The following is an 18,092-nucleotide window of genomic DNA, read 5'->3' as shown; positions in this document are numbered from 1 at the left end:
CAGCTCCTCCACCGGCAACTCGATGAGAGCGCCGGACACCATCTCCCGGCTTACGGCGTGGCGCGTCAACAGCGCCACGCCCAGCCCTGCGAGAACGCATTCGCGTTGGGCCTCCGCCGACGCCACTTCCAGCGTCTGGGTGAAGTGCACCCGTTTCTCCTTGAAATATTCCTCGCAGGCCAGCCGCGTGCCTGACCCTGGCTCGCGCAGCAGCAGCGTATACGGCTCAAGGTCTTGCAAGCGCAACGGGCCCATGTGGCACAGCGGATGGTCGGGCGGCGCCACAGCGACGATCGGGTTATTGAGAAATGGCAGGAATTCCAGGCCCATGTCCTGAGGCACCATGGACATGATCACCAGATCGTCCCGGTTGTCCGAGAGCCTTCGGATCACTTGGCCGCGGTTGACCACCGTGAGGTTCAGGTTGACCTCCGGGTGCTGGCGCTTGAAGGCGGCGAACAGGTGCGGCACGAAGTACTTGGCGCTGGATTCCACCGCCAGCTTCAGTTGGCCTTGCAGCGAGCCCTGCATGTCCGACAACTGCATGTCGAGGTTTTCCAGGCGCCCGAAGATGTCCCGGCTGGCGCGTTGAAGGGCTTCGGCGGCTTCGGTCATGTAGAGTTTTTTGCCAACGTACTCAAACAGCGGCTGGCCAATCAGCTCCTCAAGTGATCGAATCTGTAGGCTAACGGCCGGTTGTGTGAGAGACATTTCGTCGGCTGCGCGGCTGTAGGACCTCAGGTCGCACACCTCATTGAAAATCTGCAGTTGACGCAATGTCATACGCATCAATGACTTACGCATTTTCTATAGGCTCTCGGGCGGGGCGGATGAGTCAACTATAAGTCTTTGCTTATGCACGACCCAATAAATATTCATTTTTGTTAATCAACAGCCAGGACTAGTGTGGTGCTGCGACCGATTGTTACATCTGGTCACGCGTCGACCTGAAGCTCCAGGTCGTGGTACCACCGGCTCAAGGGAACCTCCAATTGATAACAAAGATCCTGATCGCCAACCGTGGTGAGATTGCCGTCCGCATCGTGCGCGCTTGCGCCGAGATGGGCATTCGCTCGGTCGCGGTCTATTCCGACGCTGACCGTCATGCGTTGCATGTCAAGCGTGCGGACGAGGCCCACAGCATCGGCGCCGATCCGCTGGCCGGCTATCTCAACCCGCGCAAACTGGTGAACCTGGCTGTGGAAACCGGTTGCGATGCGTTGCATCCCGGTTATGGCTTTCTCTCGGAAAACGCCGAGCTGGCGGACATCTGCGCCGAGCGCGGGATCAAATTCATCGGTCCGTCGGCTGAAGTCATTCGCCGCATGGGCGACAAGACCGAAGCGCGTCGCAGCATGATCAAGGCCGGCGTACCGGTCACGCCGGGCACCGAAGGCAACGTATCGGGCATCGAAGAGGCCCTGACCGAAGGCGACCGCATTGGTTACCCGGTGATGCTCAAGGCTACGTCCGGTGGTGGCGGTCGGGGTATCCGTCGCTGCAACAGCCGCGAAGAACTCGAACAGGCTTTCCCGCGGGTCATTTCCGAAGCCACCAAGGCCTTTGGTTCGGCGGAAGTGTTCCTGGAAAAATGCATCGTCAATCCCAAGCACATCGAAGCGCAGATCCTGGGTGACAGTTTTGGCAACGTGGTGCATCTGTTCGAGCGTGATTGCTCGATCCAGCGTCGCAACCAGAAGCTGATCGAGATCGCCCCCAGCCCGCAACTGACGCCTGAGCAGCGCGCCTACATTGGTGACATGTCGGTGCGCGCCGCCAAGGCTGTGGGCTACGAGAACGCCGGCACCGTGGAGTTCCTGCTCGCCGAGGGCGAGGTGTACTTCATGGAGATGAACACCCGGGTGCAGGTGGAACACACCATCACCGAAGAAATCACCGGCATCGACATTGTTCGTGAACAGATTCGCATCGCCTCCGGGCTTCCGTTGTCGGTCAAGCAGGAAGACATTCATCACCGTGGCTTCGCGCTGCAGTTTCGGATCAACGCCGAAGACCCGAAAAACAACTTCCTGCCCAGTTTCGGCAAGATCACCCGCTACTACGCCCCCGGCGGCCCGGGCGTGCGCACCGACACAGCGATCTATACCGGCTACACCATTCCGCCCTTCTACGATTCGATGTGCCTGAAGCTGGTGGTCTGGGCGCTGACCTGGGAAGAAGCAATGGACCGTGGCCTGCGGGCCCTGGACGACATGCGTCTGCAAGGGGTCAAGACCACCGCGGCGTATTACCAGGAAATCCTGCGCAACCCGGAATTCCGTAGTGGCCAGTTCAATACCAGCTTCGTTGAAAGCCATCCTGAGCTGACCAACTACTCGATCAAGCGCAAACCCGAAGAGCTGGCCCTGGCCATCGCCGCCGCCATTGCCGCCCACGCAGGCCTGTAAGGAAAATAACAATGTCCAAGAAGATTCACGTAACCGATACGATCCTGCGCGACGCTCACCAATCGCTGCTCGCCACCCGCATGCGCACCGAAGACATGCTGCCGATCTGCGACAAGCTCGACAAAGTCGGCTATTGGTCGTTGGAAGTCTGGGGCGGCGCAACATTCGACGCCTGCGTGCGCTTCCTGAAGGAAGACCCGTGGGAGCGCTTGCGCCAACTGCGTGCGGCGCTGCCCAACACTCGCCTGCAAATGCTGCTGCGTGGTCAGAACCTGCTGGGCTATCGCCATTACAGCGATGACGTGGTCAAGGCGTTCGTGGCCAAGGCTGCGGTCAACGGCATCGATGTGTTCCGTATTTTCGATGCGATGAACGACGTGCGTAACCTGCGGGTCGCCATCGAGGCGGTGAAAGCCGCCGGCAAGCACGCCCAGGGCACCATCGCCTACACCACCAGCCCGGTGCACACCATTGAGGCTTTCGTAGCCCAGGCCAAGCAAATGGAAGCCATGGGTTGCGACTCGGTGGCGATCAAGGACATGGCCGGTTTGCTGACCCCGTACGCCACTGGCGAGCTGGTGAAGGCATTGAAGACCGAGCAGTCGTTGCCGGTATTCATCCATTCCCATGACACCGCTGGCCTGGCGGCGATGTGTCAGCTCAAGGCCGTAGAAAACGGCGCCGATCACATCGACACCGCGATCTCCAGCTTCGCCTGGGGCACCAGCCATCCGGGCACCGAATCGATGGTTGCAGCCCTTAAGGGCAGCGAGTTCGACACTGGTCTGAACCTGGAATTGCTGCAGGAAATCGGCCTGTATTTCTATGCGGTGCGCAAAAAATACCACCAGTTCGAAAGCGAGTTCACGGCGGTGGACACCCGCGTCCAGGTCAATCAGGTGCCGGGCGGGATGATTTCCAACCTGGCCAACCAGCTCAAAGAGCAGGGCGCGTTGAATCGCATGAACGAGGTGCTGGCAGAGATTCCACGGGTGCGCGAAGACCTTGGCTTCCCGCCGCTGGTGACCCCGACCTCGCAGATCGTCGGCACCCAGGCGTTCTTCAACGTGCTGGCCGGTGAGCGCTACAAGACCATCACCAACGAAGTGAAGCTCTATTTGCAGGGCGGCTACGGCAAGGCTCCGGGTTCGGTGAATGAGAAGCTGCGCCGTCAGGCCATCGGCAGCGAAGACGTGATCGATGTGCGTCCGGCCGACCTGCTCAAGCCGGAAATGACCAAGCTGCGTGGCGAAATCGGCGCACTGGCCAAATCCGAAGAAGACGTACTGACTTACGCCATGTTCCCGGATATCGGGCGCAAGTTCCTCGAAGAACGCGAAGCCGGCACCCTGACTCCGGAAGTGCTGTTGCCAATCCCTGAGGCGGGCAGTGTGAGCTCGGCGGGCGGTGAAGGCGTGCCGACCGAGTTCGTCATCGATGTTCACGGCGAAACCTACCGCGTCGACATCACCGGCGTGGGCGTCAAGGCTGAAGGCAAGCGTCACTTCTACCTGTCCATCGATGGCATGCCCGAAGAGGTCGTGTTCGAACCGCTCAATGAGTTTGTCGGCGGCGGCAGCAGCAAGCGCAAACAAGCCACTGCGCCGGGCCATGTCAGCACCACCATGCCGGGCAACATCGTCGATGTGCTGGTCAAGGAGGGCGATGTGGTGAAGGCCGGCCAAGCGGTGCTTATTACCGAAGCCATGAAGATGGAAACCGAAGTGCAGGCGGCTATCGCCGGCAAGGTCACCGCCATTCATGTCGCCAAGGGCGACCGGGTCAATCCGGGCGAGATCCTGATCGAGATCGAAGGCTGAGCTAACAGCCTCGATACAACCGTTTAACCTCGGGGGGGCATGTGCTCCCCTTTTTTTTGCCTGTCAGAACATCATTCGCCATTGGCCCATCAACGCCCCGTTACGGTTGTCCTGACCGGTTTCACCCTTATAACTCACCCCCAGGGTATGCCTGGGCGAAACGGCCAGGTCCAGCCCTGTTTCGAAGAGCAGGCTGTCACGGTCCAGTTCGACGCCTTCGACGGTATACGACTTGCCTGCGCCGACCAGGCCCTGGCGGGAAGCGCCTCGGGTCTCGCCGTAGAGATGTTTCCAACCGAGACTCAAGCGCGGCGTCAGTCGCATGCCCTGGTCAAGAGAGAATGACCGGGCGAGGTGCAGGCCCAGGTTGCTGTGGAAATAGTCCTGGGTCTGACCGTTGAACTGCAACGCCGCGTCGCCACCGTTCTCCGAATAGCGATCGCGTTGGTAGCGTTGGTAACCAAGGTCGATATAAGGCTCGATATCGAAGTGACCGATGTTCAGGTTGTAACCGAGCTGGCCAAAGACCTGCTGCGTATTGGCATCGTAGCGACCTTTGAGGCGATCCCTGAAACCGTTGAAGAGCACATGACGCTTGGTACTGCCGTCATGATTGCCGTAAACGGCGCCCAGGCGCAGCGCCCATGGCCCGTCCTGGCGCAAGGCGTAGGCGCCCAGGTGCCAACTGTCGAGCCGACCATCGAACTGCTGGCCGTCCAGCCGGGTTTGCGTCTTGCCGCCGATTATCCCCAGGCGCCAATCAGGGCTGATGGCCCAGTCGGTTCCCAGCATCACACCTCTGGTCGAGTGTTTCAGGGCATAGCTGCCCAATTGTTTGCCGATACTGCCGCTGTTACCAATGGCCTGGACCCAGACTTGACCGTCAGCATGCACGTTCCCCGGGTTTTTCTGGCCCATGGCCGAAAGCATTCCGCTGCTGATCGGCGCGATGCTGCTCAAGGTGGCGTTGCCCAGATCCGCAGTGTTGTAGCCACTCAGTTGGTCGATGGCGCTGGCGGCGGTCATCATATCGCTGCCGAGCAAGGCGTTGATGGCGGCGTTGGGTTTTGCGACTGGCTGGGTGGTTTGCAATTGGCCGGTGGGTTTGGGAGCGGTGCTGGTGATTTTGGGTGGCTCGACGGGTTTGATTGCTGGGGCTTCGATCCCTGGTCGGGCACCAGCTGCCTGTGCAACGGCGGGCCCGTCGTTGGGGACGGGCGCTGTTGGTTTGACCGGTTGCAGCGCTTCGATATGGGCCGCAAATTCTTGCCCGTTTTCGGTAGTTGCTGCTTGCTTGAGGGGAACATCGTTGCGCGCGTAAGTCAGGTTGACTTGCGTATCGGTGGGGCTCAGCGTCGCCGTCATGAAGGCCAGATTGCTGGAGACCGTGCCGAACGTTCCTTCGATCTTCCCCGCGCGGATGACCGTGTGCTCGCGCGCCTCAATGTATTCGCCCGGCACGCCGGCGACGGTCAGCGTCGCGTTGTTGAGGAGCGCGGTGCCTTCAACGTTGATCGTGGAGCTACCACCATCTGCATTGACCCCGTAGATCAGTTCGGCACTCTCCGCCAACGAGAAGTCCTGAGTAATGGAGGGTGCGCCTATTTCGGGGCCGACTTCCAACTGGCCCGCGACACTCAAGAACTCCACAGTGCCATTGCCGCTGAAGCTGGCCCTTTCGCGTACATGAACCTGTCCATTGACCACGCCGGAGTTCGTCATGCTGGCACCTGGCTCGACAGTCACGCGATTGGCGACCACGCCCTGGTTGTCCAGCTTGCCGAGAACCCCTACCTGGCCGTCGATTCGGCCAGTATTGAGCAACGTGGCCTCTGGCTCGATCACCCCCCAGCCTGCGAAATGCCCGGTGTGTTGCCATTCACCTTGCGCAACCTGCAAAGCCATGAAGTTTCGGGTTTCAGCCAATATCGGATGCTTGGCGGCGTCCAGGCGCAGAACGTTTTTTCCACCGCCACCATCAATGATCCCGGGGAATTTTGCGTTTGCGCTGATGATGACCCAGTCATTTTTGCCCGTCCATTTCGCGTCGCCTTTACGGGAGGTGTTGGCATTTTGCCGCTTGGTATCCTTAGCTTCGGCGAAGGCCCTGAGGTGCTCTTGTTGCTCGGCGGTTGTGAGAATATCGGCTGATGGCTGAGCCATCGAAACATCCGCGCAGCCGAGCGCCAAGGCGATTGCCAGGGCAAGGTGTTGGGGTGGGTGTAAATGTTGGATAGACATCGAGTGCGGCCTCTCTTGAAAGAAGTCCGCACTTTAAAAATTCCACCCCCGGTCACGCTGCCAGCTAACGCCGCGCCTTGGGCAAGCCACAGCAGATGGAATCTGTAGGCCGGTCGTGTTGCGATCCAGAGATTGTCGCGTTGGCTTCCATGACATGAAGCGTCGCCCTACAAGATCCTCGGAACTGTCCTGTCAGCTGCGCTTGAGATAAGCCTTCCCATAATGCCGCTCCGTCCGCGCCTGGATCAGCTCCAACGCGATGGACATCAACCAGTAAATGATCGCCGCCGTGGTGAGCATTTCGATGTAGCGGTAGCTGGAACGACCATAGGATTGCGCCAGGAACATCACTTCCCAGACGCCCATCACCGAGATCAGGGACGAGTCCTTGAGCATGGAGATGAATTGGTTGGTGGTCGGTGGAATGATGGTGCGCATGGCCTGGGGCAGGGTGACGCGCCAGAAGATCACGGTTTCACCCATGCCCAGCGCAAGGGAGGCTTCGCGCTGGCCATGGGGGACGCCAAGGATGCCGGCGCGGAAGATTTCGCTCAGGTAGGCGCCGTAGTTCAGCGACAGGGCGATGATCCCGGCGGCAATCGCGCCCGGCACCAGCCCCAGTTGTGGCAGGCCCAGGTAGATCAGCAGAATCTGGATCAGCAGCGGTGTGCCGCGAAAGAACGACGCGTAGAAACTGGCAATGCCGAAGGCTACCGCGCTGCTGGACAGCCGCGCCAGGGCGGTGATGAAACCCAGCAAGGACGAAGCGACGATCGAACACAGGCATAGAAACAGCGTCAGCGCCGCGCCCTGCAGAAAGCCGTTGGGTGCCAGGTGCACGCCCAGCAGATTCGGCAGCTTGTCCAGGATGATGGAGAATTTCAGGTCGAAGCTCAGGAAAAAACTCGCGAACAACACCAGCATGGCTGCCCAGATCAGGTACAACCGTGTGCGAAAACCGAAGATCTTTTTCAGGCGCGACTCGGCCACCGGTTGCGGTGGCCGAGAAGGGGATGGAAAGGAAGTCATTGGCTGATGTCGGCGCCGATCCATTTTTGGGAAAGCTTGCTCAAGGTGCCGTCCTGTTTCAACTGGGCGAACACTTCACGCACCTTGCTGTTCCACTCGGCGTCGCCTTTTTCGATGGCCACCGAGTTCGGCTCGGAATAGAGCGCCTCGCCCGCCAGTTTGAAGCGTTTGTCTTCGCTCAGGCGCGGCTGCGCAGTCACCAAGTTGGTCAGCACCGCGTCCAGCCGCACCCCGGCACCCAGCCCCAAATCCTGGAAGGCCACGTTGTCGGTGTCGTACGGGGCGATCTGCACGTCCTCGAAGGGGTAGCTCAAACGGGTGTCTTCGGCGCCTTCGATCACCAGGTTCTTGTTCAGGTAGCTCTCGTAGCTGGAGGCGCTGGTGAGGCCGACTTTCTTGCCGCTCAGGTCACTGGCGCCATGGATGCTGTCGTCCTTGGCGTTGACTACGATCACCGCTGGCGAGGCGTAATACTGGACCGGGAAATCGAACACCTCGGCGCGGGCCTTGCTTGGCGTCATGGAGCAGATGCAGATGTCATAGCGCCCGCTCCAGCGCCCGGCGGCAATCACGTCCCAGGAGGGGGTTTCCAGGCGCAGTTTCACGCCCAGTTTTTCGGCGACCGCTTTGGCAACATCCACGTCAAAACCGTCGAGCTGGTTCTGATCGTTGAGGAATGAGAAGGGCGGATAGCTTTCCATCAGCACGCCGACCAGTTCTTTTTTCTGCTCGATGCGATCCAGCGTGGCGCCAGCGAGCGCTTGTGACGAAACGGCCAGTAGAGTCAGGCCGAGGGCCAGCAGCGGTTGAAATTTCACGAGAGATCCCTGGCTGAAAAATAAGTTGTGGTTAACCGATGGGTGCGTATTAAATAGTTATAAGAAGGACTCCGGTAGTGAGTATTTTTCATAAGCTTATGAGTGAATCGCATATGGGCGCAGCAACGATAGTCATCCTTGATGGCGGCATGGGCCGCGAACTGCAACGTCGGGGCGCCCCGTTCCGACAACCCGAGTGGTCGGCGCTGGCCTTGAGCGAAGCACCCCAGGCGGTCGAAGCGGTACACGCGGCCTACATCGCCAGCGGCGCCAACGTGATTACCAGCAACAGCTACGCCGTAGTGCCGTTTCACATTGGAGAGGAGCGCTTTGCAGCCGAGGGCCAGGCATTGGCGGCGCTGGCTGGGGAGCTGGCGCAGCGGGCGGTACAGGCCTCAGGCAAATCAGTACGGATTGCCGGGTCGCTGCCACCGTTGTTCGGTTCCTATCGACCCGATTTGTTCGATGCTTGCCGTGCCAATGAACTGTTGGCGCCGCTGGTGACAGGCCTGGCGCCTCATGTTGACCTGTGGTTGGCCGAAACCCAAAGCTCGACGGTTGAAGCGCGAGCGATCCACGCCGGGCTGCCGAAGGACGGCAAGCCGTTCTGGCTGTCATTCACCCTGAAAGATGAAGACACCGATGAAGTGCCGCGCCTGCGTTCCGGTGAGCCGGTGGCGGACGCGGCGGCAGTGGCCGCCGAGCTCGGCGTCGAAACGCTGCTGTTCAATTGCAGCCAACCAGAAGTGATCGGCGCAGCAATCGATGCCGCGCGGGACACCTTCGAGCGTCTGGGGGTGAAGATCCACATTGGAGCCTACGCCAACGCGTTCCCACCGCAGCCGAAGGAGGCGACGGCCAACGACGGGTTGGACCCGCTGCGCGAAGACCTTGATCCACCAGGGTACCTTCAGTGGGCGGCTGACTGGCGCAAGCGCGGGGCAAGCCATCTGGGCGGCTGCTGCGGGATTGGGCCGGAGCATATTGCGGTGCTGGCGCAAAAGCTGGTCTGAGCCTGGTTCATCGTACTGTGGAATAACCCTGTGGCGCGGGGCTGCGCAGCGGCCCTAAGAACTTGCGGTTGCTGCGCAACCGAGCGCAAGCTCCTTCGCCACGGAGTCGTGAGATTCTGCTGACATTTGGACTTACGCTTTTCCCCGAACCCTCTAACCCCTCCATACATATGTATGTCATTTCCGCTCGAACGGCGCGATAGGGTCCCAGCCCTGATCACAACCGGACACTGAAATGACTGTTTTCTCTGAAAATGAACGTGGCGTGCCTTCTTTCGCGCGCTTGAAACCCATCAGCCTGTTACCCAACGGGAGCCGATTTCAACCTCATACATTTGCCGATCAATGGTTAGCCCAATGGGGCCTCACCGGCGAGGTGCAGGTTCAGGTCACTTATCTGGAGGTCGAGACTGTCGATTCGGCCGCTGAACGCAAAACCGCCGCGGTGGCGTTGCGGGACGCCGTGACACAAGGCTTTCTGAGAGCCCATCAAAGCCGGGCTTCCTCCTCCGCCTTGTCCCCGCGAGAGGGCTGGGTTTATCCCCACCGAAGTCAGATGTCCCTGGACTTTTCGTCACTGCGGGCCAACGGTAAAGCACTCTCGCAAGACGTCCTGCAGCAATTGCGAGCCGGCATCGAGCCCGGTTATCAGGGCACTGGACAGCCCCTCATCACCGAGGTGGATGCTCACGGCAATCTGCTCGGCGCCCGTGAAAAAGAGCAGCTCCGGCAATTGGGGCTTCTGGATGCCAATCAGGTGAAGCTGGCCCGGTTGCTCGCCGCGCTTCCAACGTTCGACACGGTACTCAAGAGTCTGCTGGTCGGCAGAATCAAGGCAAAGCTTGCGCAAGGGAAATTCCGTGCCTCGGCGTTTGAGCACCTGGACCCGGATCACTGCTACGTGAACCACTTTAGCGTCGACTCGATGGGTAAGCGTGCGTTGATCTCCTCGCAGCGTTTTACCGACGTCATGTTGAGCTGCCTGACAACGGACACACGGCCCACCTACACGGTCGATGGCGTGGGATTCTTCAGTCGTGCGGATACGGTGGAAGAGGCTGACAGCCTATTTGTCAGCCCATTGGATCGGAAAACTGCAGCGATCATGGAGTCGGCATTCTATGTCGCTCAACCGGCCACCAACGAAAGTCTCAAGCGGCAGTTTCAGGATGACCTCCTTGCGTTTCGCACGGGTAAGTACGTAGCGGACTGGCTCGATACACCAAGCCCATCCACAGCTGAAGCGGCGCTTGCTTTTTTGCTGTACCGGCGCTTCTTGTATTTGTTCGATCTGTACAAGGCTGATCGGGATCCGGCCCTCCAATTGACTCTGAGTGAGCGCAACCTGCAGAACGATGAGGATCGCCTGCTGGACCTCATCACGACCCATCCTCGCATGACGGACAGAAACCGCCTGTTGCGGGCGCCCATTCCCCATGTTTATGCCGTCATGCTCGACATGGGTGCCGCAGCGCCCCGCAAATGGCCCGCTGCAATGGCCATCAAACGGGCCGATCAGTCCGCATTGTTCCTGTACTCGCTGGAAGGAGGGATCCAGAAATTCCGTTCCTTCAAGGATCTGGTCAATAAGGTCAGCCCTGTCTATGAGGGACAAAAACGCAGGATTCGGGATATCGCCTCTGAATTGTCTGGACACGCCTTTGAAATCGCCGCAGATGACCTGCTGCGGTTTCAAAGTGCCGCGCTGGAAACGTTTCTGAATGCGCCTGTAAACGAAACACTCGCCTTGCCTGCCTTTGCCCTGAATGTCGAAAATGCGCGGGACCTGCCCATGCTGTCCCTTGCCGGGCCACTGGCTGCGCGCCAGGAAACCCTGGTTGAAGACAATCGCCCTGATTTCTTTAAAACGGCGACCTCTGCGGAAAAATCGCATTATCGCGGTCTGGAGCTGCTGGTATTGGAAGCCGCCTATAAATCGGCAGCCAGTGATATCCAGACGTTGTTGCAGTTCACCCGCCAGAAGATCAGGCAATATCTGCAAAAGGTCGTGCACGCGGACATAGACCCCGATCCGGACCTGTCCATGGTTACGTTTTTCTATGGGAAGAGGGCCAACCCGGGGCAGTCCCGTGTCAGCAGCCTGACCCAGTTGCTATTGGATAACCTGCGACCGTCTCAGCACCCGAATGCAATGAGGGAGGTACTGAGCGCTTACCTGATCGATTCCGACGGCGAACGTATCCGCAACCCGGCCAACGGCTATTTCATTACGTTGAGCGGGCGCGAACTGGCCAAGATGGTGACGAGCATCGATGCCGGTGGCAGTTATGAGGCCATGCTCAGGGAGCAAATGAATAAACCGGCCTACAAGAACGCCTGGCAGACAGCGTACCTGGCCAATCTGAAATTCAAAGGCTATGAGGCCTCGCTCAAGGGCGACACAGTGTTCAAGGCCCTGGTGGTCGATAAGACCTTCAACCCACCCAAATCAACGAAGAAACTCGCCCTCTGGCTGGACGCTGTCCTGAGCTCGCCGTCGGTAGAGGCCCGCGCCTCCGTCATGGGGCGCAGCGTGCATGTGTACGGTCTGATGTTGGGTGGAAGCATGGCCGTCGGCGGCCGACACGCCCATATGGGCAATGCGGTCAGCATCAATGGTGTGCTGGTGTTTTCCGATCAGGAAGGGCCGGATATCAAGGGCACCGTGGGGGTTTATTTTCCCGACAGTCCCGAGGGCGAGGACTTCCACGAGTTTGCCGATCTGAGCGAGGGCGTTGCCGAGCTGTTACCACGGGAGGATTGGCAGGCGTATTTCCGTTCGCGCATCTCCACGCGTAACCCTTCCGAGATAAAACGCACGCTGGGGCAGCAAGGGGGGCGTCCGCTGATTCGCGGTTCGTTGATCACCGGCGATCTTCTTGAAGCCCTCCACCGGGCGCACATCAACTTTCACAGTGCCCATGCCGATCAGCGTTCCAACAGTAACCGCGATGTCCGTCATCAAACCTATGGCAGGTTCGGGCAGATGGCGATCGAGGTTGTCATGGAGTTGGCCGGTATGTTCCTGGCGCCGGGTTTCCAGATGCTCAAGAGCGCCATCAAGACCGGCTTGCTGGTGTACAGGACCGGGGCTATTCCGCTGAACCTGAAGACTCTGGCGCTCGTACATGCGGTAGCGAACCATGGCGGATCGCGTCTTGCCCGAGGCACCGTGCCCTCTCGGGGCCAATCTTTTTTCCGCGCGGTGACCGCGCGCCAGAGTCAGGATGAAGCGCTGTCCGGGTTGCCATTGGACATGGCGATCTATGCTCCTTATGCGGTGAAGGATGTCTCGGTGATCCGTGGGCTGACCGCGGACGCGCGAGGCTTTTATCGTGCCACGATCAGCAATGTGGCCACCGGCAGTGTGACGGCTCGCCCCGTGTATGTGCGACAACCCGACGGGACGGTGTTCCGTGTGCATGACCACACGAAGCTGGATGCAACCGAAGCCACCCTGGTCAACCCGATGACGGGGCTGGACATCCGCTCCAGTGGGGTGATGCGCAGCACCGTGGCGCGCATGTCCGATGGGCAGTGGCGTGCCGTGGGCTTTGGCCGGGGCGGCGGCAAACGGCCGGGAGACCCGAACCCCCAGCCGGGCCCTTCGAAACCCAAGATTGCGGCCATCTCGTCTTCTGTCCTGTCGGAGCAGATTCGGACACCAGGCACCTGGAACAACCAGTTGATGGACCTGATTCCGTCAATCGTGACGCGTCTACCCAGTTGGCCGCACAACCGGAGCTTGCTGATCATCAATCGACAGACACCCGAACATGTCTGGTCGGTGCGTTTTACCCCCGGGCAGGAAGAAGCCATCTATCCGATGGGGAACCACCCCGACGCAACAGATACGGATATTGTCCTGACTCGCACGACCCAACACCATTACGATCTGGAGCTGGGAGGGGCGGTCGTGGAAATCCCTCGCGATGGTGATTGTTTCTTCAATGCCGTCACCCGAGGGCTGGACGAATCGTTGTCGATGCAGGGCTTGCGCAACGAAGTGGCTGACTATATCGACCAACATCCACATATCGGGCAATACGTGGCACCTCTGCCCACCCAGGCACAACAGGCGCTCTTCGAGAATGCTCCTTCGCTGGACAACCTGTTGGGCCCGGCGGCGATGCTCGATCTGACCCGGATCGTTTACGGCGCGCCCAACCCGCATCGCCTGTTCCAGCCGACCTTGCGTTACCTGGACCTGCATATCAACAGTTCCGTGCGCGCGGCGATCACTGCAAACCCGGCCTCCAGGTTGCCGCCGGAAATCCTTCAGCAAGTCGGACGCATATTGTCGTATCGACCTCCGGCCAGATTGGCGCCCAGCGTCAACGCGCCTTTTTCCGGGCAGGAAAGGCAATCCATGCAACAACTGTTCGAAGACATCCTGTTGGGCCCGGTTGAGGGCAGGTTGGTCCAGGAACTGCTCGATGACAGGTTCCTGCTGATTACCACCGATGTAGCGCATATTCTGCTCGAATATGGCGTTACCGCGAGGCAACTGATCGACCATCACCCGAAAAACAGCTCGGCTTACATCCTTTACGAAGAAGCGCTGCATGGTCATTTGAACGACGATCAGATCGAAGCGCTGCTCGATGGGGCCTATCTGGTCAATAGCGACGACCTGGATGATGCCAAGGGTCTACTGGTGAGTGATGCCGGCAAATACGTTGATGATACTTCGGAGCTGTTCGAGCATTTTATTTACACGGACACGGCCGAAAGGACCGTAGATCTGTTCAAAACTGCCCTCAGAAGTTTTCCCGACTTGCTACGGCGGGCGAATCTCGTCTTCAGGTCGCCGGTCATCTCTCACAACCTGGGCGGTTTGCTGCGCGTGAGTGAAGTGGCCAGGTGGATACGTAACCCGGCCCTGTCCGATAAGCGCTTCGAGATCCTCGCGGAGTATGCCAGCACCCGTTATCGCGAATTGGAGCAGACAGAAAATATCGATGTCGATTGGATGCAGCTGTTTGACGACCGGAACCTGGAAAATATCGTTACGCATCAAGAAGCATTGGCGGATTTTCTGGTGTTCCTGGGGGGCGCCAGGGGGAACAGCATGGACAGCGATATACCTGCTGTCGCCAAACTGTTCAGCATTGCAGAGCAGCCTCCGTCCAACAGCCGGGTCGCCTTGTTATTCGATGTTCCGAATCTTTGGGCTTCTCTGCAGACGCTGCGACAGGATTACGCCAGCCAGATCTGGGCCGACCTGATTGGCCCGCACTTCAACGACGCCACCATCCGCCTGGCGCTTGCCCGACCTGGAGCGCTGAATTCCGAGATGCACCTGGCCCTTGCCCTGAGAAGCAGCCTTGGACCGGAAGAGTTTCGCGCGAACCAGATCATTCAACGCCTGCTTTCCATTGGTCAGCGGCGGGCCCAGCAGTATCTCTACAACTTTGATTTCCCGACCAATCGCCTGGGCCATAGCCTTCTGGATTTTGCCGTGTATGTGGAAAGCCACCTGGCAATACCCGACTGGGCCTGGCAGTACGCAAGGCGTGGGGTCACCGCCGATTCGCTCAAGAAGATTGGAGAGGTGAAACCCAAACCCGAGTGATATCGGCGATTGACAGGCAATGAATACAGTGACTGATAAATAGCCTTCGCGAGCAGGCTGGCTCACATCGGATCGGCTGCGAACACCCGTTCGGTGCTCTGCGCCAACCCCCTGTGGGAGCGAGCCTGCTCGCGATAGCTGACTGTCAGGCGAAACAATTCAAGAGCGACACTCCACCAACCCAAGCACCTGCCCACCCGCGCTCTGGTTCTCCTCACTCAGCCAGCGCTCGAATCCTGCCCGGATCGCCGGCCACTCCGAATCCAGCATCGAGTACCACGCGGTGTCGCGGTTCTGGCCCTTGACCACCATATGCTGGCGGAACACCCCTTCAAAGGTGAAGCCCAGCCGCTCGGCAGCGTATTTGGAACGGGCATTGGCGTTGTTGCACTTCCATTCCAGACGCCGATAACCCAGAGCGAAAGATTCCTTGGCCAACAGATAAATCGCCTCGGTGCTTTTCGGCGAGCGCTGCATCGGCGCGCCGAAGGTCACATGGCCGATCTCGATGCGGCCTTGTGCTGGCACGATCGACATCAGGCTGAGGATGCCCTGCACCTCGCCACTGGCGCGGTCGATCACGCTGAAGAAATACGGGTCGACGTTGGCGGCGTGATTGGCCAGCCACGCATCGAACGCACTGCGATCCTTGAACGGGCCGTAGGGCAAGTAATCCCAGAGTTTCGGGTCGGCACCGGGCCCTTCGAGGGCTTGCCACAGGCCGTCGGCGTGACGCGCCGGATCGAGTTTTTCCAGGCGGATGAAGCGCCCTTCGAGCAACTGCGTAGACGGCGCCGGAGCGCCTTTCCAATCGGCGAGGGAAATCGACATGCTGCGCTCCTTACAGGGCTTTGCGAAATTGAATGAAACCCGGGCGTTCGGCGATGCGCTCATAGAGCTGGATCGCCGTCGCGTTGGTTTCGTGGGTCAGCCAATGCACCTTGCAGCAACCATCGGCCTTGGCGGTGGTGTAGACAAATTCGATGAGCTGGCGACCGACCCCGGTGCCGCGGCTGTGCTCTGTCACCAGCAGGTCTTGCAGGTAGCAGGAGTTTTCGATGCTCCAGTTCGACCGGTGATAAATGAAGTGCACCAGGCCTACCGCCGTGTCGCCGTTCCAGGCGAGGGCGCCGTGGGTCGGCTCGCGATCATCGAGCAGGCGTTGCCAGGTGCTTTGGCTCACGGCCTGCGGCAGTTCGGTGTTGTAGAAACGCAGGTAGGCCTGCCACAACGGCAACCAGGCGGCGTGATCGTCAGCGCTGACGAGGCGGATCTGGGGTTGGCTCATGTTCACTCCTTGGGCGATAGGTCATGCATCAGGTGTGCGAGGGCCTGGTCCTGCGGGTCCAGGCTGGCGGCAAGACCCTGGCGCACCCCGCTGATGTCCGCGGGGCTGCGGTTCTGGCTGAGTTTGCGTTTGCCTTCCAGGCGCTGGATGGGCAGGGTGAAACCGACGATGGCCTTGAGCATGCTGTCGATGTACTGCGCCGGGGCATCATCGATTTTCCAGGGCTGGGCGCGGCCGGCTTCGTGACGATCGGTCAGGGCGCCCACCAGGTTACGCAGGCGATGGGGATCGCTGAACACCTCTGCGCGGCCATAGGCGTGTACGGCCAGGTAGTTCCAGGTCGGCACGACTTTGCCGTGTTCGGCCTTGCCGGGGTAGAAACCGGGGCTGACGTAGGCGTCGGCCCCGGCGAAAACCACCAATGCTTCGGCACCGGCTTCCAAGTCACGCCATTGTGGATTGGCCCGGGCCATGTGGCCGTAGAGGCTGCCATTGGGGCCTTGTTGCGGGTCCAGCAACAGTGGCAAATGACTGGCCTGCAAGCCGTGGTCACCGTGAGTGATCAATACAGCCAGGCGGCAATCACCCATCATGGCATGCAGTTGGGGCAGGTCTTCGACGACAAAGGCTTGTGGGTTGTACATGACGATTTTCCTTGGCGAATGCGAGCATCCTAGGCAGGCTATTGGTCTGTTGTAAGAGCCACTTATGACCAATTCGATAGGTCCATTTGCGAGGGCGCTCATGAACAACGCCGTGCCGCCACTGTCGTTCAACCCCGCAGGCATTGAGCTGGACCGCCGCCAGGGGCTCAGTCGCCAGCTTTACCAGGCTTTGCGTATGCGGGTGCTGGATGGGCGGTTGGCCAGCGGTACGCGTCTGCCGGCCAGTCGCGATCTGGCGGCGGCCTTGGCGATTTCCCGCAATAGCGTGGTGCGGGCCTATGACCAGCTCTACGCCGAGGGTTTCATCGAGGGACGGGTCGGTGACGGCACTTATGTGGCAAAACTGTCGTCGACGGCCCTGCCGCTGAAAAACATATCCACAAAAGTATCCACAGGGTTTTCAACAGGCTTATCCACTGGTTTATCCACAGATTGGCTGGATTTACCTGTGGGTCCATCCAGTAAATTTATCCACAGCGGTGCATTGGAACGGGTCGGAAAGCACCATTTGCCCCAACCACCCCTGGGGCCGCCAAGGGCATTTCGGGTCGGTGTTCCGGCGTTCGATCTGTTTCCTTTCGAGGTTTGGGCCAAGCTGAACGCGGCTTTCTGGCGCAAGCCGGATCTGCAGCAACTGTGCTATGGCGATTCCCAAGGTGATGCGCGCTTGCGCGGTCTTATCGCAGCGTATCTGCGCAGCTCCCGAGGCCTGCACTGCACAGCTGAACAAATTGTGATCACCAGCGGAGCTCAGCAGGGCATTAGCCTTTGTGCACAGCTACTGGTGGACCCGGGTGACGTCGTGGCTGTGGAAAACCCCGGCTATCGCGCTGCCGGGCATGCGTTCTCGGTCGCCGGTGCCGAGGTCAGAGGGGTGCCCGTGGATGGCGATGGTCTGGATTGCGCGGCGCTGGGTACGTTGAACCACTGTCGGCTGGCTTATGTCACGCCGTCCCATCAGTACCCGACCGGGGTCGTCATGAGCCTTGCGCGGCGCTTGGAGCTGCTGACCTGGGCCGAGCGCAATAATGGCTGGATCGTCGAGGATGACTATGACGGCGAGTATCGCTACAGCGGTGCGCCGCTGGCGCCTCTGGCTGCACTGGATCGCCAGGGGCGGGTTCTTTATGTCGGGACGTTCGGCAAAGTCGCGTTCCCGGCCTTGCGCCTGGGTTATCTCGTGTTGCCACCCGGCCTGGTAGACGCCTTCGCCCGACGTCGTGCGGTGGATGTAC

The 18,092-nt window shown here is 59.7% G+C and carries 13 protein-coding genes; 6 read left to right on the top strand and 7 right to left on the bottom strand.

The genetic code is table 11. From position 1 onward, the window contains the following. Nucleotides 1-804 (bottom strand): LysR family transcriptional regulator (locus GSM73_RS01880; RefSeq protein ID WP_160891505.1); only part of this gene is annotated, 804 nt, incomplete at its 3' end. 188 nt (nt 805-992) lie between these two features. On the opposite strand from GSM73_RS01880, the gene GSM73_RS01875 reads away from it, so the two are divergent. Both GSM73_RS01875 and oadA read left to right on the top strand, forming a co-directional pair. After that, nucleotides 993-2,408 (top strand): acetyl-CoA carboxylase biotin carboxylase subunit, encoded by a 1,416-nt coding sequence (locus GSM73_RS01875; protein WP_160891414.1) that lies wholly within the window; start codon nt 993-995, stop codon nt 2,406-2,408. Between the two features lie 11 nt (nt 2,409-2,419). Continuing rightward, the gene (gene oadA / locus GSM73_RS01870) at nt 2,420-4,228 is read left to right on the top strand and encodes a sodium-extruding oxaloacetate decarboxylase subunit alpha (RefSeq protein ID WP_107323149.1); all 1,809 of its coding nucleotides are present in this window, start codon (nt 2,420-2,422) and stop codon (nt 4,226-4,228) included. Between the two features lie 63 nt (nt 4,229-4,291). On the opposite strand, the gene GSM73_RS01865 is transcribed toward oadA, so the two are convergent. Beyond that, nucleotides 4,292-5,950, bottom strand: a complete 1,659-nt coding sequence (locus GSM73_RS01865; protein WP_256676649.1) for an autotransporter domain-containing protein — start codon at nt 5,948-5,950, stop codon at nt 4,292-4,294. Here GSM73_RS01865 and GSM73_RS26690 point away from each other — a divergent pair. Then, nucleotides 5,915-6,379: a hypothetical protein gene (locus GSM73_RS26690; protein WP_256676648.1), complete on the top strand. Its 465-nt coding sequence runs from the start codon at nt 5,915-5,917 to the stop codon at nt 6,377-6,379. The genes GSM73_RS01865 and GSM73_RS26690 overlap by 36 nt on opposite strands. Nucleotides 6,380-6,661: 282 nt before the next feature. On the opposite strand, the gene GSM73_RS01860 is transcribed toward GSM73_RS26690, so the two are convergent. Further along, nucleotides 6,662-7,498, bottom strand: coding sequence for an amino acid ABC transporter permease (locus GSM73_RS01860; RefSeq protein ID WP_160891410.1), 837 nt, complete (start codon nt 7,496-7,498; stop codon nt 6,662-6,664). Further along, complete coding sequence (locus GSM73_RS01855) at nt 7,495-8,316, bottom strand: ABC transporter substrate-binding protein (protein WP_047226703.1); 822 nt, start codon at nt 8,314-8,316, stop codon at nt 7,495-7,497. Before GSM73_RS01855 ends, GSM73_RS01860 begins: the two co-directional genes overlap by 4 nt. A 113-nt stretch (nt 8,317-8,429) precedes the next feature. On the opposite strand from GSM73_RS01855, the gene GSM73_RS01850 reads away from it, so the two are divergent. Beyond that, complete coding sequence (locus GSM73_RS01850) at nt 8,430-9,329, top strand: homocysteine S-methyltransferase family protein (RefSeq protein WP_047226704.1); 900 nt, start codon at nt 8,430-8,432, stop codon at nt 9,327-9,329. Nucleotides 9,330-9,564: 235 nt separating this feature from the next. Beyond that, nucleotides 9,565-14,904: an OTU domain-containing protein gene (locus tag GSM73_RS01845; RefSeq protein WP_160891408.1), complete on the top strand. Its 5,340-nt coding sequence runs from the start codon at nt 9,565-9,567 to the stop codon at nt 14,902-14,904. Nucleotides 14,905-15,063: 159 nt separating this feature from the next. On the opposite strand, the gene GSM73_RS01840 is transcribed toward GSM73_RS01845, so the two are convergent. Genes GSM73_RS01840 through GSM73_RS01830 form a run of 3 tightly spaced genes read right to left on the bottom strand, consistent with a single transcriptional unit; the run spans nt 15,064 to nt 16,836 of the window. Next, the gene (locus GSM73_RS01840; protein ID WP_047226706.1) at nt 15,064-15,735 is read right to left on the bottom strand and encodes a GNAT family N-acetyltransferase; all 672 of its coding nucleotides are present in this window, start codon (nt 15,733-15,735) and stop codon (nt 15,064-15,066) included. 10 nt (nt 15,736-15,745) lie between these two features. After that, the gene (locus tag GSM73_RS01835) at nt 15,746-16,192 is read right to left on the bottom strand and encodes a GNAT family N-acetyltransferase (RefSeq protein ID WP_160891406.1); all 447 of its coding nucleotides are present in this window, start codon (nt 16,190-16,192) and stop codon (nt 15,746-15,748) included. A 2-nt stretch (nt 16,193-16,194) separates the two neighbouring features. After that, nucleotides 16,195-16,836, bottom strand: coding sequence for an FMN-binding negative transcriptional regulator (locus GSM73_RS01830; protein WP_160891404.1), 642 nt, complete (start codon nt 16,834-16,836; stop codon nt 16,195-16,197). Nucleotides 16,837-16,936: 100 nt separating this feature from the next. On the opposite strand from GSM73_RS01830, the gene GSM73_RS01825 reads away from it, so the two are divergent. Next, on the top strand, nt 16,937-18,092 hold a 1,156-nt coding region (locus tag GSM73_RS01825; RefSeq protein WP_256676647.1), incomplete at its 3' end, for a PLP-dependent aminotransferase family protein.

This window comes from Pseudomonas sp. PICF6 (genome assembly GCF_009831705.1).
In the GTDB taxonomy this organism is placed as follows: domain Bacteria; phylum Pseudomonadota; class Gammaproteobacteria; order Pseudomonadales; family Pseudomonadaceae; genus Aquipseudomonas; species Aquipseudomonas rhizophila.
This window is presented reverse-complemented; position numbering and strand designations above follow the sequence as displayed.